The following is a 21,848-nucleotide window of genomic DNA, read 5'->3' on the forward strand; positions in this document are numbered from 1 at the left end:
TCGCCAAGCAGGGAGCGATCACCGGGATGCGCGATGCGGCGTGGGCGGTCTGGAAGCGGCCGCCGTCGTTCCGCCCGCCGCCTTATCCCGCCCACTCCACCCACGCGCCGTGCGCGTTGACGGTCGCGAGCGTCGTCCGCGTGCCGCCCGGCCACAAGGTCAGCTCAAGCTGGACGAGCTTGCGGATATCGTCCCATTCGAAGCTGACATGCGCCAGCGGCCGTTCGGTCGTGGCATGCTTGCCCGCGTCGGCGATCAGGGCGAGGACGCGTGCGCGAGCTTGGGGCGGCAAATATTGCAGCACGATCGAATGGAATATGGCTCGGATCGTTCCCGCATCCTGCGGCTCGGCCAGCCGCTGTTCCAGCCAGGCCGCCGCATCGCCGCGATCGATCTGCGGCGGATATACTTGCGCAAGCGCGATCGCTGCATCGAGGCGGGCGGCGCGGGCGTCCTGATCCGGCCAGCAATAGGCGCGCAGGCGGTCGCACACAGCCGGGTCGGCGACGTCGAGCGGCGCGATATCGACGCCGCGCGCGGACGTGATGCGGACGGAAGCGTCGGGCGGCGGCGGGCCGCGCCATTCGGGATGGAGGCGAAGCATGGCGGCCGGGCTACCGGCAAAGACGCCGCCCAGGTCATAGCCGTATCGCCCCAGATTGAGGTTCAGTCCCGCGCTCGACCCGAGTTCGAGCAATTCGAACGAGGCGCCGGGGAATGCCGTCGCCGCGACCATCAACGCGGCCATGATCGCCGCCGCGCGCCCCACCTCGTTGGTTTGCGGGGCGCTGCCGATCCAGTCGGCGACGAAACCGTCCTGCGCTTCGAGTGCGTCGCCGAGCACCTTGGCGAAATCGCCGTCGCGTTCCTTGTACAGACGGACCAGCGCCGCATCGGCATGGCGGCGCGCAAGGGCGTGGAACGCGCTTGCGAAACGCAGGCCGACCGCGGCGTCGCCTCGATCGCCCGGCCAGCCGGCGATCCTGGCAAGGGTCAGTGGACCGCGATGGAGGATGTCCGGCCCCGCTTCCAGCACGCGTGCCGTGAACGGCGACGCCATCGCCCGGCAGATCGCGGCCTGTCGCAGGAATTCGCCGCCGTCGCCCGTCATATCGCCTTCCTCCGCTCTGCCGCTTGTTGCGCTGCACCCGCCCCGCAAGTAAAGCCCCGCGATCCATGTCCGACCCGATCATCCTCGCCGTGCCGAAGGGCCGTATCCTGGGCGAAGCATTGCCGCTGCTCGCACGCGCCGGGATCGTCCCCGAAGCGGCGTTTGCCGACGATTCCAGCCGCGCGCTGCGGTTCAGGACCAACCAGCCGGACATCGACCTGATCCGGGTGCGCGCGTTCGACGTCGCTACCTTCGTGGCGCATGGCGCGGCGCAGATGGGCATCGTGGGGTCCGACGTGCTCGCCGAGTTCGACTATTCCGAACTCTATGCACCGGTTGATCTCGGCATCGGCCATTGCCGCCTGTCGGTTGCCGAGCCTGCCGACATGGCGGCAAAGGACGACCCCCGCGGATGGAGCCATGTCCGCATCGCCACCAAATATCCGCACGTCACCCGCCGACATTTCGAAGGCCGCGGCGTACAGGCCGAATGCGTCAAGCTGAACGGTGCGATGGAGCTGGCGCCGGTGCTCGGCCTCGCCCCCCGCATCGTCGATCTGGTGTCGTCGGGACGGACCTTGCAGGAGAACGGACTGGTCGAGGTCGAGGTGATCGCGCAGGTGACGTCGCGGCTGATCGTCAACCGCGCCGCGTTCAAGACCCGAGGGCAGGTCGTGCCGCTGGTCGATCGGTTTCGCCAGGCGGTGGCGGCATGATCCGCCTCGACGCCAGCGACGCAGGCTTCGACCGCGCATTCGCAGACCTCGTCAACGCGCGGCGCGAAGCCGATGCCGATGTCGCGCGCGATGTCGCGACGATCATCGCCAGCGTGCGCGACCAGGGCGATGCCGCGCTGGCCGCGTTCACGTCCAAGTTCGATCGGCATGAGCTGGACCAAAGCGGCTGGCGGATCGAGAAATCTGATCTGGTCGCGGCGCTGGGCGGACTGTCCGACGAGTTGCGCGGGGCGCTGACGCTCGCGCGCGACCGCATCCGTGCCTATCACGAGAAGCAGCGCCCGGCCGACAGCGACGCCATCGACGACGCCGGGGTGCGGCTCGGCGCGCGCTGGCGCGGGGTCGATGCGGCGGGAATGTACGTGCCGGGCGGGCGCGCCGCCTATCCGTCATCGGTATTGATGAACGCGGTTCCGGCCAAGGTCGCGGGCGTCGAGCGGCTGGTGATGGTCACGCCCACCCCGGACGGCAAGGTCAACGCCCTGGTGCTCGCCGCCGCCGAACTGGCAGGGGTCGACGAGGTGTGGCGGATCGGCGGAGCGCAGGCGATCGCCGCGCTCGCATTCGGCACGGACCGCATCGCGCCGGTCGACATGATCTGCGGCCCCGGCAACGCGTGGGTGGCGGAAGCCAAGCGTCAGCTCTACGGCGTCGTCGGCATCGACATGGTCGCCGGGCCGAGCGAGATCGTGGTGGTCGCCGACGGCGCCAACGATCCGGCATGGATCGCCGCCGATCTGCTCAGCCAGTCCGAGCACGACCCGACCAGCCAGTCGATCCTGCTGACCAGCGATGCCGGGTTCGCCGATGCCGTCACAGCCGAGGTCGATGCCCAGATCGGCACGCTGGCGACGAGAGACGTCGCACGCGCGGCGTGGGATGCGAACGGGGCGATCATCGTGGTCCCGACGCTCGAAGAGGCGATGCCGCTGGTCAACCGTTTGGCGCCCGAGCACCTCGAACTCGCCGTCGCCGATCCCGAGCCGCTGTTCGACCTGGTCCGTCACGCCGGGTCGGTGTTCCTTGGCCGCAACACGCCCGAGGCGGTCGGCGATTACGTCGCCGGACCCAACCACGTACTGCCGACCGGCCGCCGCGCGCGCTTCGCCAGCGGGCTGTCGGTCCTCGATTTCATGAAGCGCACCAGCTTCCTGTCGCTGTCCGACGAAGGGCTGGCGGCGATCGGCCCGGCGGCGGTGGCGCTCGCCGATGCCGAAGGCTTGCCGGCGCATGCGCGTTCGGTGGCGATGCGCCTTTCCACCCAGAGCGGGTCACAGAGTTAGAACATGCCCAGCAAGACTTCCCGTACCCGAACGCAAGCCCGCGCCGCCGCGCGGCTCGCCGCCGTCCAGGCGCTGTACCAGCGCGAGATGGAGGGCACGGCCATCCCGGCCTTGCTCCACGAATTTCATCAGCACCGGCTGGGCGCGACGATCGAGGATGTCGAATATGCCGATGCCGACGTGCTGTTCTTCGACGATCTGGTAACGGGCACGACGACCCGGCTGGCCGACATCGATGCGGCGATCGCGGCGCGGCTGTCGTCGGGCTGGACCCTCGACCGGCTCGACAAGCCGATGCGTCAGATCCTGCGCGCAGGCACGTACGAATTGCTGGCGCGGCCCGATGTGCCGACCGGTGCGGTGATTTCCGAGTATCTCGACGTGACGGATGCGTTCTACGACAAGCGCGAGAAGGGGTTCGTCAACGGCCTGCTCGACGCGGTCGCAAAGGATGTGCGGGGGTAGGGCCGTATCCCGCATCGCCCCAGGTCGCGGCGATCTATGGCGTCAGGAGCCAGCCGGCGATGCAGCCGCCGGCGACGATGGCCGGCGTGACCCAAACGCCCTTGACGCGCCAGACCGCGACCAATGCTGCCGCGAAGACGGCGGTTGCGACCAGCGGATCGGACACGCGCTCGGCGGTGGTCCGGACAAGTTGAAGGAAGGTCGCTGCGATAATTCCGATGACGGCCGCGGCCACACCCGCCAAGATGCGATGTGCCCGCGGATTTTCGACCACCGCCTCCATCCGTTCGAACAGGATCATGGAAAAGGCGAAGGCCGGCAGGAACATACCCGCCGTTATCGCCAGACCCCCGCTAAGCCCGCCGATTACATAGCCGACAAAGGTCGCGAAGATGACGAGCGGCGCCGGCAGCAGACCGGCGAGCGCGATGCCATCGAGGAACGTGGAATCGGAAATCCATCCGCGTCCGACCGTATCGGCGCGCACATAGGGGATCGCCGTATAGGCACCGCCGAACGTGAGCAGGCCGCCCTTCAGGCCTGCCACGAACAAGGCGCCCAGCGTGACCGGCGCACCGTCGATCGGCAATCCGCAGGCAGGGGGCAAGGTCATGGCCGCATTTCCAAAGGCAGCGGCGATTGCGGCGATGAGGAACACCGCGATCAGAAGCGGGCGCTGCGAAAACGCATAGGTGAGCCCGGCGGCGACAAGCGCGATCCAGAACGGCACACCGGCCAGCGTCGCGACCAGGGCCGCCAGCGCGATCAAGGCCAGCAGCCGGTCTTCGATCGCATGTTCGCCGATGCGGATCACCGCGCGCAGGATAATCGCCAGAACCGCGATCTGTACGCCAAGCAGGACGCCCGAAAAGCCCGGATTGCCCGCGATCAACGTCATGTACAGCCATGCCGCGACCAGCATCAGCGCGAAACCGGGCAGCATGAAGCCGAGCCCCGCAAGCAATCCCCCCAGCCGGCCGCGTGCCATCATGCCGAAATGGACGCAGAGCTCGTGTGCTTCGGGTCCGGGCAAGACCTGCAATATCGCAAGCAACCGGTTGAACCGCGCGCGATCGATCCAGCGTTCCTGTTCGACCAGCGTTTCGCGGATCATGGCGATCTGTGCCACGGGTCCGCCGAATGCGAGCGCGCCGAACCGCAGGAATTTCAGGAACAGGGCGATCAGGCTGATCTGCGGCGGCTCGGCCCGGGCTTCATCTTCGGTCATCCCAACGCTCCCTTCACCGCAAGCGCGGTGGAATGGAGCGGACTTGGACGGGAAGACGTCTGAACGGGCGTCCGCGTTGGCCCGGGACGCAGAGCATTGGGCAGCAGCCATCGCGCTGTCAACTTCGACGGGCCGCAAGAGCAGACATAGTGTCGCTCCGCATGTATCGGTGGGCGCGTGAACGAAGCCGCTTTCCTGACTGCCCTGCGCGCACTGCCGCTTCACCCCGGCGCGCGGGGGCTGGCGGACGATGCCGCCGTGCTCGGCACCCAAGTCCTCACCCACGACATGCTGGTCGAGGGGGTGCATTTCCTGCCCACCGATCCGGCTGGCGACGTCGCGTGGAAGCTGGTGGCGGTCAACCTGTCCGACCTTGCCGCCAAGGGAGCGGTGCCGACGGGCGTGCTGATGGGCTACGGCCTTGCCGGCGACGATGCGTGGGACCGGGCGTTTCTGGCGGGGTTGGCGGAGACGCTGACGGCGTTTGCCTGTCCGCTGCTGGGCGGGGATACCGTCGTGCTGCCCAAGGGCGCGCCGCGCATGCTGTCGCTGACCGCGATCGGCGAGGCTTCGGTCGCTCCGGCGCGAAGCGGGGCGCGGATGGGGGATGCCTTGTGGGTGACGGGCACCATCGGCGATGCCGGGGCGGGCTTGGCAATCGCGCAGGGAGCCGACGGGCCGGGCGAGCTGCTGGCCCGCTATCGCCGGCCGGTGCCTCGGTTGGCCGAAGGCCTGGCGCTGGCGCCGCTGGTGTCGGCGATGATGGACGTGTCGGACGGGTTGCTGATCGACGCCAGCCGGATGGCGGCGGCCAGCGGGTGCGGCGTGGCGATCGAGCTTGGCGACGTGCCGCTGTCGGATGCCCTCAGATCAATGCCTTCCCCGACGTTCGTTTCGAGCGCAGTCGAGAAATCGCCGCACAGCGCTCAATCAGGTTTCTCGACTTCGCTCGAAACGAACGGAAGGGGGGAGGGATTATCGGAGTTGGGCACCGTGCTCGCCGCCGTCACCGCAGGCGACGATTACGAATTGCTGTTCGCCCTCGCCCCCGGCCTCCAGCCGCCTGTTCCAGCGACGCGGATCGGCATGTTCGCCGCCGGGCCGGGCCTGACGCTTACCCACCGTGGCGAACCCGTCCCTTTGCCCAAGCGACTGGGATTCGAACATTCCGCCTGAGCGCCAAGCCAGCTTGCGCGGATTCGATCGTCCCTCCATACCTTGCACGATTCGCGAACGCGCACCCGGCTTGAGACCGGGGCCGGGCGATACAGGAAGAGGGGAATACCCGGAATGTCGATCGTGTACATCGCCATCGTCTGCGGCATCGTCGCCGTGCTCTACGGCGCCTTCACCAGCAGCCAGGTGCTGCGCGCGTCGCCGGGCGACGCCCGGATGCAGGACATCGCCGCCGCCATCCAGGAAGGCGCCAAGGCGTATCTGGGCCGCCAGTATACCGCCATCGCCATCGTCGGTGTCGTCGTTGCGGTGGTGATCGCGCTGACGCTCGGGCTCGAATCGACGGTCGGCTTCCTGATCGGCGCGGTGCTGTCGGGCGTCGCGGGCTATGTCGGCATGAACATCTCGGTACGCGCCAACGTACGCACGGCGGAAGCGGCGCGGACGTCGCTCCAGGGCGGCCTGACGCTGGCGTTCCGGTCGGGTGCGATCACGGGAATGCTGGTCGCCGGGCTTGGCCTGCTCTCGATCTGCGGCATCTTTTGGTATCTGGTCGCCGTCACCGGCGTCGCCCCCAACGACCGCGAGGTGATCGACACGCTGACCGCATTGGCGTTCGGCGCGTCGCTGATCTCGATCTTCGCGCGATTGGGCGGCGGCATCTTTACCAAGGCGGCGGACGTCGGCGCCGATCTGGTCGGCAAGGTCGAGGCGGGGATTCCCGAGGACGACCCCCGCAACCCCGCGGTGATCGCCGACAATGTGGGCGATAACGTGGGCGACTGTGCGGGCATGGCCGCCGACCTGTTCGAAACCTACGTCGTCACGCTCGGGCTGACGATGGTGTCGATCGCATTGCTGGTGCAGGCGTCTTCGGCCGAGCTGCTCAACCTGATGGCGCTGCCGCTGCTGGTCGGCGGGGTGTGCATCGTCACCTCGATCATCGGCACCTACATGGTCCGGCTCGGCAAGGGCAGCATCATGGGCGCACTCTACAAGGGGTTCTGGACCACTGCGATCCTGTCGGTTCCTGCGATCTATTTCGCGTGCGCCTATGTGCTCGGCGACATGAACGCGGTGATCGGCGGCGCGGGGTTCCTCGATCCGGCGAGCGACGCGCTCACCACCGAGGCGGCGCTGGGTTCGGCGGCGACCGCGGGGGCGAGCTTCACCGGCATGGACCTGTTCTGGTGCATGATGATCGGGCTCGGCGTCACCGGCGCGCTGGTGTGGATCACCGAATATTATACCGGCACCAATTACCGCCCGGTGCGATCGATCGCCAAGGCGTCGGAAACCGGCCACGGTACCAACGTCATCCAGGGGCTGGCGATCAGCCTTGAATCGACGGCGATGCCGACGCTGGTGATCGTGATCGCGGTGATCGCGGCGTATCAGCTGGCCGGGATCATCGGCGTGGCGTTCGCGGCGACCGCCCTGCTGGCGCTGGCCGGAATGGTCGTGGCGCTCGACGCCTACGGGCCGGTCACCGACAATGCCGGCGGTATCGCCGAGATGGCAGGGTTGCCCGATGACGTGCGCGAGCGCACCGACGCGCTCGATGCCGTGGGCAACACCACCAAGGCGGTGACCAAGGGCTATGCCATCGGATCGGCGGCGCTGGCGGCGCTGGTGCTGTTCGGCGCCTACACCACCGATCTCGAGCGGTATTCGGCGGAGCTCGGCATCGGCGTCGTCGATTTCTCGCTGAGCAATCCGTACATCATCGTCGGGCTGCTGCTCGGCGCGCTGCTCCCCTATCTGTTCGGTGCGTTCGGGATGACCGCGGTCGGCCGTGCGGCGGGCGCGGTGGTCAAGGACGTTCGCGACCAGTTCCGCGACAATCCCGGCATCATGGCCGGCACCAGCCGTCCCAATTACGGGCGCACGGTCGACATCGTCACCCGCGCCGCGATCAAGGAGATGATCGTGCCGTCGCTGCTGCCGGTGCTGTCGCCGGTCGCGGTGTTCTTCGTCATCCAGGCGGTCGCGGGGCGCGAACAGGGTTTTGCGGCGCTGGGGGCGATGCTGCTCGGCGTGATCGTGTCGGGGCTGTTCGTCGCGATCTCGATGACCAGCGGCGGCGGCGCGTGGGACAATGCCAAGAAGTTCATCGAGGACGGCAATCACGGCGGCAAGGGGTCCGAAGCGCACAAGGCGGCGGTGACCGGGGATACCGTGGGCGATCCGTACAAGGACACTGCAGGCCCTGCAGTCAATCCGATGATCAAGATCACCAATATCGTAGCGCTGCTGCTGCTGGCGATACTGGCGGGGGGATGAGCTTGCGCTCTGTCGGATCAGCCGTTGAACCGCAAGTCGGCTAGCACGGGGAAATGATCCGACGGGTAGCGGCCATCGGTGTTCGCATCGATGGTCGCGAACCGTTCGACCGCGAACCCGCGGGTGAGCAGCCAGTCGATGCGCTTGCCCGGCGTGCCCTCGAACCCGTGGAACGTCCCTTCCGGCCCCTCGACCGTCTGCGCCGCGCCACGGGCATCCGCCAGGTCGCGGGTCAGCACCGCATGCGCTTCGCTGTCCGGCCCGGTGTTGAAATCTCCGGTCAGCACCACCGGCCCCGGGCCTGCGATCGCGGCGATGCGATCGGCGATCACGCCCGCGCATCTGGTGCGCGCCGCCTCATCCTCCGCGCGGTAGGGGAAGTGGGTATTGAACAGGTGGAAGCGGCGGCCGTCCGCGATGCGCTCGAACAGGCCCCACGTCGCCATGCGGGGCAGCGGATGGCCCCAACTGATGCTCGCGAGCACGTCGGGCGTTTCCGACAGCCAGAAATTGCCCAGATCGATCACGCGCAGCCGGTCGTGGCGATAGAACACCCCCATATGCTCGTCGGCATGCCCGCCGCGGCGATCGATGCCGAACCAGGCCCAGCCGGGCAGCGCGGCGATCCAGGCGTCGCCCTGCAGCTTGAACAATTCCTGCGTGCCGACGATATCGGGGTCGGCGGCGCGCACCGTGTCGAAGAACAGCCGCGCGCGGTTCGGCCAATAGTCGTCGCCGTCGGATGCGATCGGCAGCCGGACATTGAAGCTCATCGCGCGCAGCCGCGGGCTGGGTTGGCGCGCGCGCGCGGGGCGCAGCGTGGCTGCGGCGAGCCCGCTGGCGATCAGGGTGCGGCGACCGATCATCGCGCCGTCCTTGCGCGGCACGCGCTGCGGCGCAAGGGCGTTGATCGCGCGCCGCTTTCCTTTTGCCGCGGCCCGGAGTAAGGGCAGCGGCACTTTTGCGAACCGATGGGGGCTTTTTGGCCAAGGAAGAACTGCTTGAGATGCGCGGCAGGGTGGTGGAACTCCTCCCCAACGCCATGTTCCGCGTCAAGCTCGAGAACGATCATGAGATATTGGGGCATACCGCCGGCAAGATGCGCAAGAACCGCATCCGCGTGCTGGTCGGCGACGAGGTGCTCGTCGAACTGACCCCGTACGACCTGACCAAGGGTCGCATCACCTATCGCTTCAAATAAGGCGACCGGGCCGATGCGGCTCGTGCTTGCGTCCTCCTCGCCCCGCCGCCGCGACCTGCTTGCGCGGATTGGCGTCGTGCCCGATCGGGTCGACGCGCCCGACATCGACGAAAGCCCCCTGAAGGCCGAGCTGCCGCGCCCATACGCGTTGCGGCTGGCCGAGACCAAGGCGCGTGCGGTGCCGTGCGGCGCAGGCGAGATCGTGCTGGCGGGCGATACCACGATCGCGGTCGGCCGCCGCATCCTTCCGCCTGCCGAGAGTGAGGATGTCCAGCGCACCTTGTTGGGGCTGTTGTCGGGGCGGCGCCACCATTGTCTGTCGGCGGTGTGCGTGATCGACGCGGGCGGCAAGGCGCGGCTGCGGATCGCCGACACCATCGTCGCGTTCAAGCGGCTGACCGCGCGGGAGATCGATAGCTACATCGCGTGCGGCGAGGGGCTCGGCAAGGCCGGAGGCTATGCCATCCAGGGGCGCGCCGAGGCGTTCGTGCGCTTTCTGTCGGGATCGCATTCGGGCGTGATCGGGCTGCCGCTGTTCGAGACGCGCGCGTTGCTTGTGGCGGCGGGCTATCCGCTTGGCTGAATGGCTGGTCGAGACCGGGATCGGCGAGGTGCGCGCCGCGCTGGTCGAGGACGGCACGATCGCACAGGCGAGGATCGAACTGCCCGGGTTGCGCGAAGGGACGGTCGCCGAGGCGCGACTGACCGAGGTGGTGACCCCCGGTGCGATCGGGCGGGTGACGCTGGAAGGCGGCGAGGTCGCGCTGCTGCAGCCGCTGCCGCGCAGCCTGACGCAGGGCGCGTGGGTGCGGGTGCGGGTGGTGCGCGAGGCGATCGCCGAGCGCGGGGCGATGCGCCCGCCGCGGGTGATGGTGAGCGACGATGCGGTGGGCGACGGCCCCGACCTGCTGGCGCGGATCGCGGCAACCGGCATTCCCGTGCGAACCTGCCTTGCACACCAGCCCGATGCGCTGGAGGCGGCGGGGTGGTCCGAAGTGATCGAGGAAGCCCGCACTGGCGAGATCGGCTTTGGCGGCGGGGCGCTCAGGATGAGCGTGACCCCGGCGATGACCCTGTTCGACGTCGACGGCCCGCCACCGCTCGAACCGCTGGCGGTCGCGGCGGCGGGCGCGGTGGCACGTGCGATCGTGCGGCTTGATATCGGCGGGTCGATCGGCATCGATTTCCCGACGCTGAGCGGCAAGGCGGCGCGCGCGGCGGTGGCCGAAGCGATCGACGCCGCGCTGCCGCTGCCGTTCGAGCGGACCGCGATGAACGGGTTCGGCTTTATGCAAGTGATCCGGCGGCGATCGCGGGCGTCGCTTGCCGAACTGATTCAGGGCGATGCGGTGGGAGCGGCGGCCCGCGCGGCGCTGCGCGCGATCGAGCGGGTTTCGCCGCCCTACCTTCGCCCCCATATCGTACCGCGAGCGGTGGCGCTGCGGATCGCGGCGCGGCCGGACTGGCTGGACGAACTGGCGCGGCGAATGGGCGCGGTGCCGGTGATCGAGCCCGAACAGGAACGATGATGGCAAGGATTTCCGGCTGCCCGATCTGCGGCGCTGCACCCTCCCCCGAGCAAAAGCCGTTCTGCAGCCGCGGCTGCAAGGACCGCGACCTGTTGCAATGGCTCGGCGAAGGCTATCGCCTGCCGGGCGCGGCGATCGACCCCGACGATGCCGCGAACGCGCAAAGCGGGCTGGACAGCGACCCGGACCGCGACTAAGGACCGCGCTTCCCGCCCGATGGCGGTGTGCCCGAGTAGCTCAGTTGGTAGAGCACACGACTGAAAATCGTGGTGTCGGTGGTTCGAATCCGCCCTCGGGCACCATTTTTCCGCCAGACGCCGACAGCGCTCAACTCACGCTGCGCTCGCCATGTTCGAGCATGGCGGGAATGACGATCTCTTCCTCGTCGGCCAGATGCCGGTCGAGCAAAGTCGTAAGGTCCGTGAATGCATCCGCATGGCGATCGATTGCGGATCGCGCGGCAGCAGTCGGGCCACGCGCGCTGTCCACCATCGCCCGCGCGGTTTCGAGCGCCGCATGCAACGCCGCGTCGATCCTGTGGTGGTCGTTCTCCAGCAGGTCGAAGGCCGCCGCCATACGCGGGTCGAGCGCCCTGAATTTGGGGAAGTACGCCGCATCCTCGATCCGGTGATGCGCATCGAGATGCCCGAGAAACGCATTGAACGGCGGCACGAAATGTGCGGGCAGCGCAGCGGGATCGAGACCGTCGCCGCGTGCCCGCGCGTTGAGCTCACCCAGTGCGGCTGCCTCGGCGCGAAGCGCGGCGTGAACATGCAGCCAGAAGTCGGCGAGCTGTCCGAAGCGGGCATGACTGCGCCAGCCGGATTGTGGATAGCGAGCGCGCAGATAGGCGATGCTGTCGGGCAGCCCGGCGCGGGCGGGCAAGAGCAGGTCGGGGGGTGGCAACACGGCCTTCAGATAGGAACCCCGATCGCCTGCACAACGCGGATCACGCCGCGCTCTGGTCGATCCCGAGTTCGCCGAGCTTGCGATAGAGGGTCGAGCGACCGATGCCGAGGCGGCGTGCGACTTCGGTCATGCGGCCGCGATAATGGCCGATCGCGAGGCGGATGACGTCGGCCTCGATCTCCTCGAGCGCGCGCAGGTTGCCGTCATGCTTGAACAGCGTGACGCCGCCATTGGCCGAAAGGCCGCCGGGCGCGCTGCCATTGGCGCGCGGCAGCGCGAGCTGCGCGATCTGGGGAAAATCGCCGCGGGTCAGCGCGTCGCCGTCGCACAGCACCGCGGCACGGAACAGCGCGTTGTGGAGCTGGCGGACATTGCCGGGCCAGTCATAGGTGCCGAGCAGGGCAAGCGCGTCATCGGTGATGCCGAGTGGACGCAGGCCCGGTTGCTGCGCGATGCGGCCAAGCAGGTGCCGCGCGAGGGCGGAAATGTCGCCGGGGCGTTCGCGAAGCGGCGGGATCGTCACCTGGACGACGTTGAGGCGGTAATAGAGGTCCTCGCGGAAGCGACCCGCCTCGACTTCCTCGATCAGCGTCTTGTTGGTGGCGGCGATGACGCGGACATCGACTTCGCGGGTGTGGCGCGCGCCGAGCGACTGGATTTCGCCCGATTGCAGCACGCGCAGCAGTTTGACCTGGGCTTCCAGCGGCATCTCGCCGACCTCGTCGAGGAACAGCGTTCCGCCATCGGCTTCCTGGAAGCGGCCGATCTTGCGTTCGAACGCGCCCGTGAAGGCGCCCTTTTCGTGGCCGAACAGCTCGCTTTCGACGAGATTGGCGGGGATCGCGCCGCAATTGACCGCGATCATCGGCTTCTTGCCGCGCGGGGACGCGGCATGGATCGCCTCGGCGACGACTTCCTTGCCGACGCCGCTCTCGCCCTCGACCAGCACCGGCACGCGGGCGCGCGCCGCCTTGGCGGCGATGGCGAGCGCAGCGCGGAATTGCGGGGCGGAGCCGACGATCTCGTCGAACGCCAGCGGCATCGACAGTTTCTCGGTGAGCGGGCGCAGCTCGCCCTTGCTCTCGGCGCCGATCGCGGTGTCGAGTGCGGCGAGCAGGCGTTCGGGGGCGATCGGCTTGACCAGGAAGTCGGTGGCGCCCGAGCGCATCGCGCCTACTGCGCTTGCGACCGAACCATTCGCGGTCAGCAGCAGGATCGGCAGCTGCGGCCGGTTGAGGCGCAGTTCGGCGATCAGCGCGGTGGCGTCGAGATCGGGTGCCCAGTGATCGAGCAGGATGGCGTCGAGTGCCATCCCGTCCTGCGTCCCCAGCATCGCCACCGCGGTATCGTGGTCGCCCGCGAATACGGTGCGCCATCCCCTGCGCATCGCGATCGCCGCGACCAAGCGGCGCTGTGCCGGTTCGTCGTCGATCAGCATCAGCACCCGCTGGCCGTTGCGTGTCATATGTGTCCCCACTGTCCCGGTTCGAGGCAGTTGAATAGCGCAGGCGGGTAAAGGCGGGCTTAAGCGGTCGGGGCGCGATCCCCCTTGAAGCGAGGGGCGTGGCGTGGCTATGGATTGGACGAACCCAGTGACACCCAAGGATTTGTCGATGGCCGAAACCGGCGATGCCCACCCCGTCCACGAAGTGCAGCCGCACGAAGCGACCTACAGCTGGTTCACCGGATTGATGAAGACCGGCACGATCGTCACCGTCATCGTCACCATGTTCGTCATCTTCCTGATCGCCAGCTGACGTGAAGATCGCCGTCCTCAAGGAGCAGGCCCCCGGAGAGCGCCGGGTCGCGGCGGTTCCGGAGACGGTGAAGAAGTTCGTCGGACTGGGCGCGACCGTGGCGGTCGAAGCCGGGGCGGGAATCGCGGCATCGGTGCCAGATCAGAGCTATGCCGAGGCGGGTGCCGCCGTCGGCGACCGCGCCAGCGTGGTCGCCAATGCCGATATCCTGTTGGGCGTGCAGGGGCCCGACCCGGCGTCGCTCGCAGGGATCAAGCAGGGCGCCTGGCTCGTCGCCGGGCTCAATCCCTTCGGGGAGCGCGCGCGGGTCGACGCCTATGCCGCGCTGGGCGCCGAGGCGATGGCGATGGAGTTCATGCCGCGCATCACGCGCGCGCAGTCGATGGACATATTGTCGTCGCAGTCCAACCTGGCTGGATACAAGGCTGTGCTCGACGCGGCCGCCGAATATGGCCGCGCCTTTCCGATGATGATGACCGCCGCCGGCACGGTGAGCGCGGCGCGATTGTTCGTAATGGGGGTCGGCGTGGCGGGGCTGCAGGCGATCGCGACGGCGCGGCGGCTGGGCGCGCAGGTGTCGGCGACCGACGTGCGCGCGGCGACGAAGGAGCAGATCCTGTCGCTGGGCGCCAAGCCGATCTTCGTCGAGAATGTCGCAGGCATCGAGGGCGAGGGCAGTGGCGGCTATGCCACCGAGATGTCGGACGAATACAAGGCGGCGCAGGCCGAACTGGTATCGTCGCACATTGCCAAGCAGGATATCGTCATCACGACGGCGCTGATCCCCGGGCGACCGGCCCCGCGGCTGATCTCCGCCGCGCAGGTGGCGAGCATGAAGCCGGGCAGCGTGATCGTCGATCTTGCGGTCGAGGCGGGCGGCAATGTCGAGGGCGCGGTCGCGGGCGAAGTGGTCGAGGTCGGCGGGGTACGGATCGTCGGGCATCGCAACGTGGCCTCGCGGCTGGCGGCGGACGCTTCCGCACTGTTCGCGCGCAACCTGTTCAATTTCCTGTCGGCATTCTGGGATAAGGATTCCGGGCGCCCGGTGCTGGCCGATGGCGACGAGATCGGCGACGCGGTGCGGCTGACGCGTGGCGGGCAGGTCGTCAACGCGCGGCTGCTGTCCGCCTGATGGGGCTTTTCTCCGCCACCGAGACCAAGGTCGATATTGTCGAGCGCGACTATGCGCCGGTACTGATCGACGGCGAGCGGGTGCTGGCCGCGTTCAAGACGATCCGCGACCTGGTGTTCCTGACCAATCTGCGCTTCGTCCTGGTCAATGTGCAGGGGATCACCGGGCGCAAGGTCGAGATCGAGAGCGTGCCGTACCGATCGATCGTGCGCTGGTCGATCGAGCGCGCGGGGACGTTCGACCTCGATTCGGACCTGAAGGTCTGGGTTTCAGGGACGGCCGCGCCGATCGAGGTCAAGGTGAGCGCGGGCGCCAACATCGTCGCGATCCAGCAGGTTCTTGCGCGGTATATATTGGGCGGGGGGCGATAGGAGCGAGCCATGGACTTCATCAGCATCCTGTCGATCTTCGTGCTGGCATGCTTTGTCGGCTATTATGTCGTGTGGTCGGTGACGCCGGCGCTGCATACGCCGCTGATGGCGGTGACCAACGCGATCTCCTCGGTCATCATCGTCGGGGCGCTGGTGGCGAGCGCGGCGGCGGGGTCGCCGGTGGCGAAGTGGCTGGGGCTGGTCGCGGTCGCGCTGGCCAGCGTCAACATCTTCGGCGGCTTCGCCGTCACTGAACGCATGCTGGCGATGTACAAGAAGAAGGAGCGCTGAGCCGATGCACGACGCAGCGCCCGTAAACCCCTGGGTCGCGCTCGCCTATCTGGTGGCGGGAGTGTTGTTCATCCTCGCGCTGCGCGGGCTGTCTTCGCCGCAGACCAGCCGCCGGGGCAATCGTTTCGGCATGATCGGCATGACGATCGCGGTGGTGACGACGCTGGTCACGCACGAGATCGCGAGCCTGCCCGAAATCCTGGCTGCGATCGCGGTCGGCGGAGCGGTCGGCTGGATGATCGCACGGCGCATCGCGATGACGGCGATGCCGCAACTGGTCGCGGCGTTCCATTCGCTGGTCGGGCTGGCGGCGGTGCTAGTGGCGTGCGCGGCGTTCCTCAACCCGATCGCATTCGGCATCGCCAAGATGGTGATCCCGATGATCGGCCAGCCATTCGCGGTGATCGATCCGGTCAGCCGGGTCGAGATGGGGCTGGGCGTGGCGATCGGTGCGATCACCTTTTCGGGCAGCGTGATCGCGTTCCTCAAGCTGAACGGCAACATGGGCGGCAAGCCGATCCTGCTGCCGGGGCGGCATGTGCTCAACCTGGCGGTGCTTGGCGGCATCCTCGCGCTGGTCGCCTATTTCACGCAGGACCAGTCGCCGTGGATCTTCTGGACGATCACGGTGCTGGCGTTCGTGATCGGGTTCCTGCTCATCATCCCGATCGGCGGCGCAGACATGCCGGTCGTGGTGTCGATGCTCAACAGCTATTCAGGCTGGGCAGCCGCGGCGATGGGGTTCACGCTGGGCAACACCGCGATGATCGTCACCGGCGCGCTGGTGGGCAGCTCGGGCGCGATCCTGTCCTACATCATGTGCCGGGCGATGAACCGCAGCTTCCTCAGCGTGATCGCGGGCGGCTTCGGTGCGTCCGACAGCGGCGGCGGCGCGGCGGCGGCGAGCGACCGGCCGTGGAAGCGCGGGTCGGCGGAGGATGCGGCGTTCCTGATGGCGCAGGCCGAACAGGTCATCATCATTCCCGGATACGGCATGGCGGTGGCGCAGGCGCAGCACGCGCTGCGCGAGATGGGCGACAAGCTCAAGGAAGCCGGCGTGCGCGTGAAATACGCGATCCACCCCGTTGCCGGGCGGATGCCGGGGCACATGAACGTGCTGCTCGCCGAGGCCAATGTGCCCTATGACGAGGTGTTCGAACTGGAGGACATCAACGGCGAATTCAGCCAGACCGACGTGGCGTTCATCATCGGCGCCAACGACGTCGTCAATCCGGCTGCCAAGACCGACAAGGGATCGCCGATCTATGGCATGCCGGTGTTCGACGTCGGCAAGGCCAAGACGGTGCTGTTCATCAAGCGGTCGATGGGCGGAGTCGGCTATGCCGGCGTCGACAACGACGTGTTCTACGCCGACAACACGATGATGCTGCTCGCCGACGCCAAGAAGATGGTCGAGGAAATCGTCAAGAACCTCGATTAGCGGAGCGATCGATCCGTTTCGGTGCCAATCCGGCGAAAGAGTTACGTATTTTGCGTAGTTGGTCCGCTGCGGCGGCAACTCCGCTCCCCCTGAACGGCGTTCGCGCGTTAGGCTTGCTGCCATCGAACAGGGAGATTGCCGATGTCCGTTCCGCCCGCTTTGTCGTCCTCCGCAAGCGGTCCCGCGCTGACCGCCACCTTGCCCGACGCCATATTGGTGACCGGGGACATGGCACGCCGCGATATGCTGGCGGCGACGATTGCCAAGGGCGGCGTGCGCGTCGCCGCGCTGGTCGAGCCGGACGCGGTGCCGGACGCTGCGAAGAGCGGCGCGGCGCTGGTCTATCTCGACCTGTCGTCGCTCGGCGACGCACAGCTCGACGCAGCCCTTGCTGCAGTGGCGACGATCACGGCCAGCGGTAGCGCGGTGATCGCCGACTTCGCGCGGGCGCAGCTCGAGCACGTGGTCGGCGACCTGTTCGGTTCGGCGGCGGCGCTGTTGTGCGATCCCGGCGATGGCGAGCGCATCGCCGCGGTCGCGCTGGCGGTCGCGCGGCGCGGGCCGATGCTGGGCGAACGCAGCCGCGACGCTTCGGACGAGCGGTTGCAGCGGCTCAACGACGAGGTCGCGCGGATCGCCGAGACTCTGGCGCGGCTGACGCGCGGCGGCGAGGAAGGGACAGGCAGGCGCGGGGGCGTGGCCGACCGGTCGCTGGGCTATGCCGCGGAACCGGCGGGCGTGGGCGGCGGCAAGGCGGCGGCGATCCGCGCGATCCTGCGCGCGCGGCGGCTGCGCGACCAGCATCTGGGCAACGAATTGTTCGCCGACCCGGCGTGGGACATGCTGCTCGACCTGCATGCCGCCGCGATCGAGGGCGCGCAGGTGTCGGTATCGAGCCTGTGTATCGCCGCCGCGGTGCCGCCGACCACGGCGCTGCGCTGGATCCAGACGCTGCACGAACGCGGGCTGTTCGAGCGGCGGCAGGATCCGTTCGACAAGCGCCGCGCCTATATCGCGCTGAGCGAGACCGGAAGTGCGGCGATGACCGCCTATTTCGCGGCGCTGGGGGAAGCGGCGCCCAAGGTGGTGTGACGGCTTGCTAGGCAGGTCGGGCCGGCGTAAGGGCAGCGCTGCGGGCGCTTAGCTCAGTTGGTAGAGCATCTCGTTTACACCGAGAGGGTCGGCGGTTCGAGCCCGTCAGCGCCCACCAGTCTGGATTGGCGTCGCTCAATCCGACGTCACAATATCCGCATCAGCCGGGTCGCGACTGCGAGCCATGGCGCGTCCGAGACGACCTGCTGGCGCTGGCCCGGGCCGAGCGGAAGCAGATGCAGCTTGCTGCCCTCCACCCCGATCAGCCGCCCGAAGGTGAAACGCCCGGCGGGGCGCGGAACGAGCACGTCGCGGTTGAGCGCGCGCGCGAAGTCGGCCGGGGCGAGCCGCGCGCACCACAGTTCGTCGCCGGCGCGATAGTCGCCGACGCTGCCGGTGACCTGCACCGCGACCAGGTCGCCGCTCGCACGCGGCGCCGTCACCGTCGCCGGCTGGCGCAGCGCGTGCGCGCCATCGGCACCGAGTTGCGCAGCGACGGCGATGTCGGGGCGATCGGGTAACGTCACCAGATCGGCGGCATCGACCCCCAGCGCGGCGGCGATGCGGTTGAGCCAGCCGACCGAAACCGTGCGGGTGCCGGTTTCCAACCGCCCGATCGTCTGCGCGGTGGTCGGCGGCACACAGGCGCGGGCGACGTCGTCGAGCGTCATCCCCTTGGCACGGCGGACTTCGCGAATGGCGGTGATCATGCAGGCCTCGTCATCTGAACCGATATGGTTTTATTTTTTTCCTACAACCATGCCGATGTGGCAAGTGAAAAGCGTGCGAGTCGGCTGATGTGTTGCCGTCGCGGTGCAGGGAGGCGATATGCGGGAATTGGTCGAGCGGGGGTTTGACGAGGGGCGGGTCGGCGGGACGGCGCGGCGGCGCAGCGTCACGGTCAATCTGGCCGAATCGCCGCTGTCATGGCTCAAGTCGCGCGGGCATGTCGATGCGCGGCAATATGAGGCGGGGGAGCGGCTGCGCGGCGATTACGAGACCGCGTCGCTGGGACCGCGGGTGACGATGCGCTGGGACCCTGCGCCCGCGACCACGCGGCGCTCGGGGCCGCCCGAGGCGATCGACTCGACGCTGGCGCAGATTTCCGCCAAGCGCCGGTTCGATGCGGCGCTGGCGGCGGCAGGGCCGGGGCTGGGCGACGTGCTATGGCGCGTGGTGTGCGCCGGCGAGGGGCTGGCGCATGCCGAAAAAGCGCTGGGCTGGCCGAGCCGCGCGGGCAAGCTGGTGCTTACGCTGGCGCTCGACCGGGTGGCGGATCATTATCGGTTGGGGTGAAGGTGCGGGACAAGGGCCTCAGGAAGCGGTTGTAGAGCCAGTGGATGCCGATCAGCGCGATGCCGAGGCCGAGGAACGAGGCGATCCTGAGGAAGCCGTCGAGCCGAGCGGCGTCGATTACCACGATCTTGAGCGTCACGAGGACCAGCAGGCCAAGCCCGCCGCGGCGCAGGTCGGATGAGGTGGCAGCGATGCCGCGCCATAGCCAGGCAACCGCGAGCAGCAGCAGGATCGCGGAATAGCCCCAATTTTCCGCGGTGGAGACGGGGCCGGTGAGGATGCTGCCATGGGTCGCCTGACGCACCAGCGCGAGCGCGGCGGCGAGCGTGAGCGCCATCGCGATGCGGCGGTCGCGGGTAGCGGCAAGGCTGGCGAACCAGACGGCGGCGGCGGCAAGGTGGATGACGGCGAGGTTGGCGAGCGGGAGCGTGCCGACGGCTTGGGGGACCGCCAGCGGGGAGAGGAAGAGGAGGTCGAACCAGATGATGCGCAGCAGGCCGATCGCCATCAGCGCGCGGCCTGCCCACGCGGCGTCGCGGCGAAGCAGCAGCCAGCCGCCGGCGAGGAAGGCCTGGGTGATGAACGCTCGCTCGGCAAACCCGCGCGCGATGAATTCGGGTGCAGTGTCGATCGCGAGTGGCAGCTTGAGCGCGACGTAGCAGCACGCGATGGCGGCGGCGCCGGCGAGCCAGATCGCCTGGCGGCGGAATGCGCCGAACGCGAACCGATCGGCAAGCATCCAGGCTATGGCGAGCGCCGACGGGGCGGCGAGCGCGGCGAGCAGGCGCGCCGGTTCCTCCAGATAGCGGTAGGTGAGGGCTTCCCCACCAAGCGACACGAACATGGTGTTCGCGACATCTGCAAGACCGGGCAGGGCGATGGTGATCGCGACGACGAGCGCAAGCAGCGACAGGCGCGCGAGGTCGGGGTCGGAGAGGCGGCGTGCCCAGGCGATCAGCAGCGCCATTGCCGCGACGATGGGAAGCGCGATCCATAGCGGCGGGAGCAGCTGACCGGTCGCGACGATCGCCAGCAGCGCGGCGAAGGCGGTGCCGCCGATCAGGCCGGAATCGCCGCTGCCGAGGCGGTCGCGGTGGCGGTGGGTGAGGCCGATGAGCGCGGCGAGCGGGATCAGCGCCAGGAGGAACCAGCCGCCGGGGCTGGCGAGCGCGGGCGCGGCGAGGTTGGCGACCAGCAGCGGCCCGGCGGCGCCGAGCGCGGCGAGCGCTGCCCACACACGATCCCGGCGCGACAGGGCCATGCCGGTGCCGCCGAACAGTGCCGCTCCGACAACCGCGGCGACGATCGTGGCGGAGGTGGGGCCGCTGGCGAAGGCGAACCCGAGCAGCAGCAGGAACAGGGCCAGCGCGATCGGTGCGGCAAGGAGCAGCCGCGCATCCTTCCAGCCGAGCACCAGGCTGGCGGCGGCGATGGTAAGGTAGAAGCTCCACGCCAACGCGCCGAAGTCGAGCACCGGGGCGAGCGCGAGCAGCTGGATCAGCCCGAGGGTCAGCGGCGCGAGGCGCAGCCAGCCGAACCGGTCGGTGGTCGGCAGCGCGAGCGTCGCGGCGACCGCGAGCAAGATCACGAAGGCGCCGACCGCGGCAACGCTGCCACCATCCACTGCGGCGATCAGGAACCCGGTCCAGGCGAAGCCCGCAGCGGTGGCGGCGACCGCCAGCCACGGCCAGCGGCGATGCCCGGCAAGCGCGAACAGGGCAGCGATGAACAGACCCAGATAGACCAGCAGCGGCGCGATCCCGGCAGCGTCGAAGCCGGCGACGAGCGGGGCGAGGAATCCCCCCGCCAGCGCCATCACCGCGGTCGGCGGGCCGTGGCGCAGCGCGAGCGCGAGGCCGATGCCGGTGACGACGAGCATCAGCGCGAAGGCGGGGAGCGCACCGATCAGGGCGTACACTGCCGCGGCGAGGTAAAGCGTGCCATAGGCGCTGGCGACACCCGCTCCGGCCAGCGCCTGCGCGACGCGCTGGTCGCCCGAAAAGGCGGGCAGACGGCGGGCGGCTTCGCTGGCGGCGATGAGCAGGGCGGCGAAGATGGCGGCGATGAGGGCACGGGCGGCAGGGCCGATCAGGCCGCTTTCGATCGAATAGCGCACCAGGAAGAACGCGGCGACGACCAGCGCGGCGGCACCGACCCAGATGAGGAGGCGGCCGCCGATCAGATCCTCGAGATTGGGAGCGGTGAAGCGCGGGGCGGCGGGTTCGGGCTGCGGCGGGCCGATCGCGGCGCTGCGGTCGGTCGGCGGGCTGGCGCGGGGTGGCGCGGGGACTGCGCGCGGCTCGTGCGGGGCGGCGGCAGGGATCGGGCCGGGGTCGAGGCGGATCAGGCGGTCGTGGAGACGGGCGATTTCTGCCTCAAGCCTGGTCGTGCGCCGCCACAGCTGGCCGAGGGCGAACGCGCCTGCGATCAGCACCAGGAGGAGGAGGCCTTCCATCGCAGCGGCTTGTGGCACAGGCGGCGGTGTTTGTCGCGTGAGGTGGTGCGACGTGTCTCGACTTCGCTCGACACGAACGGGGTGGGGTGCA

The 21,848-nt window shown here is 68.8% G+C and carries 23 protein-coding genes and 2 tRNA genes; 18 read left to right on the forward strand and 7 right to left on the reverse strand.

Going from position 1 to position 21,848, the window contains the following annotated elements; all coding sequences use genetic code 11:
- Window positions 1-82 precede the first annotated feature (82 nt).
- Window positions 83-1,111 (reverse strand): DUF2332 domain-containing protein, encoded by a 1,029-nt coding sequence (locus FHY50_RS12825; RefSeq protein WP_140231315.1) that lies wholly within the window; start codon window positions 1,109-1,111, stop codon window positions 83-85.
- Window positions 1,112-1,176: 65 nt separating this feature from the next.
- Between FHY50_RS12825 and hisG the strand changes: the two genes are divergently transcribed.
- From hisG to nusB, 3 genes are read left to right on the forward strand one after another with little or no spacing between them, the layout of a single operon-like run.
- Window positions 1,177-1,827: an ATP phosphoribosyltransferase gene (gene hisG / locus FHY50_RS12830; RefSeq protein ID WP_140231316.1), complete on the forward strand. Its 651-nt coding sequence runs from the start codon at window positions 1,177-1,179 to the stop codon at window positions 1,825-1,827.
- Entirely contained in the window at window positions 1,824-3,131 is a 1,308-nt protein-coding gene (hisD, locus tag FHY50_RS12835; RefSeq protein WP_140231317.1) for a histidinol dehydrogenase, read from the forward strand. The genes hisG and hisD overlap by 4 nt, the downstream gene beginning before the upstream one ends.
- Window positions 3,132-3,134: 3 nt before the next feature.
- Window positions 3,135-3,596, forward strand: a complete 462-nt coding sequence (nusB, locus tag FHY50_RS12840; protein WP_140231318.1) for a transcription antitermination factor NusB — start codon at window positions 3,135-3,137, stop codon at window positions 3,594-3,596.
- A gap of 34 nt (window positions 3,597-3,630) precedes the next feature.
- Here the strand turns inward: nusB and chrA are convergent, their stop codons facing one another.
- Window positions 3,631-4,824 (reverse strand): chromate efflux transporter, encoded by a 1,194-nt coding sequence (chrA, locus tag FHY50_RS12845; protein WP_140231319.1) that lies wholly within the window; start codon window positions 4,822-4,824, stop codon window positions 3,631-3,633.
- A gap of 177 nt (window positions 4,825-5,001) precedes the next feature.
- On the opposite strand from chrA, the gene thiL reads away from it, so the two are divergent.
- Together thiL and FHY50_RS12855 are read left to right on the forward strand one after the other, a co-directional pair.
- Window positions 5,002-6,000, forward strand: coding sequence for a thiamine-phosphate kinase (gene thiL / locus FHY50_RS12850; RefSeq protein WP_140231320.1), 999 nt, complete (start codon window positions 5,002-5,004; stop codon window positions 5,998-6,000).
- A gap of 114 nt (window positions 6,001-6,114) precedes the next feature.
- Window positions 6,115-8,283, forward strand: coding sequence for a sodium-translocating pyrophosphatase (locus FHY50_RS12855; protein ID WP_140231321.1), 2,169 nt, complete (start codon window positions 6,115-6,117; stop codon window positions 8,281-8,283).
- Between the two features lie 17 nt (window positions 8,284-8,300).
- Here the strand turns inward: FHY50_RS12855 and FHY50_RS12860 are convergent, their stop codons facing one another.
- Window positions 8,301-9,149, reverse strand: a complete 849-nt coding sequence (locus tag FHY50_RS12860; protein WP_140231322.1) for an endonuclease/exonuclease/phosphatase family protein — start codon at window positions 9,147-9,149, stop codon at window positions 8,301-8,303.
- Between the two features lie 116 nt (window positions 9,150-9,265).
- Between FHY50_RS12860 and infA the strand changes: the two genes are divergently transcribed.
- The 5 genes from infA to FHY50_RS12885 all read left to right on the forward strand — a co-directional run bounded on the left by infA (window position 9,266) and on the right by FHY50_RS12885 (window position 11,315).
- On the forward strand, window positions 9,266-9,484 hold the full coding sequence (gene infA, locus FHY50_RS12865) for a translation initiation factor IF-1 (RefSeq protein WP_033923152.1): 219 nt from the start codon (window positions 9,266-9,268) through the stop codon (window positions 9,482-9,484).
- Between the two features lie 13 nt (window positions 9,485-9,497).
- On the forward strand, window positions 9,498-10,067 hold the full coding sequence (locus FHY50_RS12870) for a Maf family protein (protein ID WP_140231323.1): 570 nt from the start codon (window positions 9,498-9,500) through the stop codon (window positions 10,065-10,067).
- Window positions 10,060-11,013, forward strand: coding sequence for a ribonuclease (locus FHY50_RS12875; RefSeq protein ID WP_140231324.1), 954 nt, complete (start codon window positions 10,060-10,062; stop codon window positions 11,011-11,013). The genes FHY50_RS12870 and FHY50_RS12875 overlap by 8 nt, the downstream gene beginning before the upstream one ends.
- Window positions 11,010-11,210 carry a DNA gyrase inhibitor YacG gene (locus tag FHY50_RS12880; RefSeq protein WP_140231325.1) on the forward strand — a complete coding sequence of 67 codons (201 nt, stop codon included), beginning with the start codon at window positions 11,010-11,012 and terminating at the stop codon, window positions 11,208-11,210. Before FHY50_RS12875 ends, FHY50_RS12880 begins: the two co-directional genes overlap by 4 nt.
- 29 nt (window positions 11,211-11,239) lie before the next feature.
- Window positions 11,240-11,315: transfer RNA gene (locus tag FHY50_RS12885), tRNA-Phe, on the forward strand.
- A gap of 25 nt (window positions 11,316-11,340) precedes the next feature.
- On the opposite strand, the gene FHY50_RS12890 is transcribed toward FHY50_RS12885, so the two are convergent.
- A complete protein-coding gene (locus FHY50_RS12890) occupies window positions 11,341-11,919 on the reverse strand; it encodes a hemerythrin domain-containing protein (RefSeq protein WP_208402847.1) in 579 nt (192 codons plus the stop codon).
- A 43-nt stretch (window positions 11,920-11,962) separates the two neighbouring features.
- Window positions 11,963-13,387, reverse strand: coding sequence for a sigma-54-dependent transcriptional regulator (locus FHY50_RS12895; protein ID WP_140231327.1), 1,425 nt, complete (start codon window positions 13,385-13,387; stop codon window positions 11,963-11,965).
- Between the two features lie 148 nt (window positions 13,388-13,535).
- On the opposite strand from FHY50_RS12895, the gene FHY50_RS12900 reads away from it, so the two are divergent.
- The 7 genes from FHY50_RS12900 to FHY50_RS12930 all read left to right on the forward strand — a co-directional run bounded on the left by FHY50_RS12900 (window position 13,536) and on the right by FHY50_RS12930 (window position 18,124).
- Window positions 13,536-13,679, forward strand: coding sequence for an aa3-type cytochrome c oxidase subunit IV (locus FHY50_RS12900; protein ID WP_166745445.1), 144 nt, complete (start codon window positions 13,536-13,538; stop codon window positions 13,677-13,679).
- Window position 13,680: 1 nt separating this feature from the next.
- The gene (locus tag FHY50_RS12905; protein ID WP_140231329.1) at window positions 13,681-14,811 is read left to right on the forward strand and encodes an NAD(P) transhydrogenase subunit alpha; all 1,131 of its coding nucleotides are present in this window, start codon (window positions 13,681-13,683) and stop codon (window positions 14,809-14,811) included.
- Window positions 14,811-15,182, forward strand: coding sequence for a PH domain-containing protein (locus FHY50_RS12910; RefSeq protein ID WP_140231330.1), 372 nt, complete (start codon window positions 14,811-14,813; stop codon window positions 15,180-15,182). The genes FHY50_RS12905 and FHY50_RS12910 overlap by 1 nt, the downstream gene beginning before the upstream one ends.
- Window positions 15,183-15,191: 9 nt before the next feature.
- Complete coding sequence (locus tag FHY50_RS12915) at window positions 15,192-15,473, forward strand: NAD(P) transhydrogenase subunit alpha part 2 (RefSeq protein WP_140231331.1); 282 nt, start codon at window positions 15,192-15,194, stop codon at window positions 15,471-15,473.
- 4 nt (window positions 15,474-15,477) lie between these two features.
- The gene (locus FHY50_RS12920; RefSeq protein ID WP_140231332.1) at window positions 15,478-16,914 is read left to right on the forward strand and encodes an NAD(P)(+) transhydrogenase (Re/Si-specific) subunit beta; all 1,437 of its coding nucleotides are present in this window, start codon (window positions 15,478-15,480) and stop codon (window positions 16,912-16,914) included.
- 141 nt (window positions 16,915-17,055) lie between these two features.
- Window positions 17,056-18,006 (forward strand): helix-turn-helix domain-containing protein, encoded by a 951-nt coding sequence (locus FHY50_RS12925; protein ID WP_140231333.1) that lies wholly within the window; start codon window positions 17,056-17,058, stop codon window positions 18,004-18,006.
- 42 nt (window positions 18,007-18,048) lie between these two features.
- Window positions 18,049-18,124, forward strand: a tRNA-Val gene (locus FHY50_RS12930).
- Between the two features lie 28 nt (window positions 18,125-18,152).
- Here the strand turns inward: FHY50_RS12930 and FHY50_RS12935 are convergent.
- Window positions 18,153-18,716 (reverse strand): helix-turn-helix domain-containing protein, encoded by a 564-nt coding sequence (locus tag FHY50_RS12935; RefSeq protein WP_140231334.1) that lies wholly within the window; start codon window positions 18,714-18,716, stop codon window positions 18,153-18,155.
- A gap of 118 nt (window positions 18,717-18,834) precedes the next feature.
- Here FHY50_RS12935 and FHY50_RS12940 point away from each other — a divergent pair, with 118 nt between their 5' ends.
- Complete coding sequence (locus FHY50_RS12940; RefSeq protein ID WP_140231335.1) at window positions 18,835-19,302, forward strand: DUF6456 domain-containing protein; 468 nt, start codon at window positions 18,835-18,837, stop codon at window positions 19,300-19,302.
- Here FHY50_RS12940 and FHY50_RS12945 read toward each other — a convergent pair.
- Window positions 19,256-21,757: a DUF2339 domain-containing protein gene (locus FHY50_RS12945; protein ID WP_140231336.1), complete on the reverse strand. Its 2,502-nt coding sequence runs from the start codon at window positions 21,755-21,757 to the stop codon at window positions 19,256-19,258. The two genes, FHY50_RS12940 and FHY50_RS12945, sit on opposite strands and share 47 nt — an antisense overlap.
- Between the last annotated feature and the right edge of the window lie 91 nt (window positions 21,758-21,848).

Origin of the sequence: Sphingomonas japonica (assembly GCF_006346325.1) — a bacterium.
Classification (GTDB): Bacteria; Pseudomonadota; Alphaproteobacteria; order Sphingomonadales; family Sphingomonadaceae; genus Sphingomonas; species Sphingomonas japonica.